Below are 957 nucleotides of genomic sequence, written 5' to 3'. Positions count from 1 at the left end.
GCACCTGCGGACCCTGCGCCTGGCCGACGGCCCGGACGAAGTGCACAAGCGCGCTATCGCTCGCCGCGAACTGCGCCGGTACCGCGACCTGCGACCGGAAGGTATCTGAGCATGACTCCCATCCCCTCGCGTGACCGAGCGTCTTTTCTGGATCTGAGCGGCAGAACCGCGATCGTCACCGGCGCTTCGCGCGGCATCGGTCCGGCCGCCGCGCAAGCCCTCGCCGCCGCGGGCGCGAATGTGGTGCTCACCTCCCGCAAGCAGGAGGCCGCCGACGAGGCCGCCGCGCGGATCGTGGGTTCGGCGATCGGTGTCGGTGCGCACGCAGCGGAGGAGGACCAGGCGCGGCAGTGTGTCGACATCGCGCTCGACAGGTTCGGCAGCATCGACATCCTCGTCAACAACGCGGGCACCAACCCGGCGTTCGGGCCGATGATCGCCCAAGACCACGGCCGGTTCGCGAAGACCATGGACGTCAACCTGTGGGCGCCGCTGCTGTGGACCAGCCTCGCTACGGAGGCGTGGATGCGCGAGCACGGCGGTTCGATCATCAACACCGCCTCGATCGGCGGGCTCGGCCACGAGGCCGATATCGGTCTGTACAACGTGTCGAAGGCCGCGCTGATCTACCTGACCAAGCAACTCGCGCTGGAATTGTCGCCGAAGATTCGCGTCAACTCGGTCGCGCCCGGGATCGTGCGCACCAAGCTGGCCGAGGCGCTGTGGAAAGACCACGAGGAGCAAGTCGCGGGGTCCACCGCTCCGGCTCGCATCGGTGAACCGGAGGACGTCGCGTCGGCGATCGCGTTCCTTGCCTCCGACGTGGCGTCCTGGGTAACCGGCGAGACACTGGTCATCGACGGCGGCCAGCGGCTCGGCGACGCGGTGCCCTACCGGAACGGAGCGACGCTCGGTGCCTGAGACCTCGGCGCGAAATGTGATCGGCATCGACCCGAC

At 68.7% G+C, this 957-nt stretch carries 1 protein-coding gene; it reads left to right on the top strand.

The window, feature by feature from the left end:
• Positions 1-111 precede the first annotated feature (111 nt).
• A complete protein-coding gene (locus ACL03I_RS39410; protein ID WP_412808660.1) occupies positions 112-921 on the top strand; it encodes an SDR family oxidoreductase in 810 nt (269 codons plus the stop codon).
• Positions 922-957: the final 36 nt, after the last annotated feature.

The sequence above is a fragment of the Nocardia sichangensis genome (assembly GCF_047200615.1).
Lineage (GTDB): Bacteria > Actinomycetota > Actinomycetes > Mycobacteriales > Mycobacteriaceae > Nocardia > Nocardia sichangensis.
This window is presented reverse-complemented; position numbering and strand designations above follow the sequence as displayed.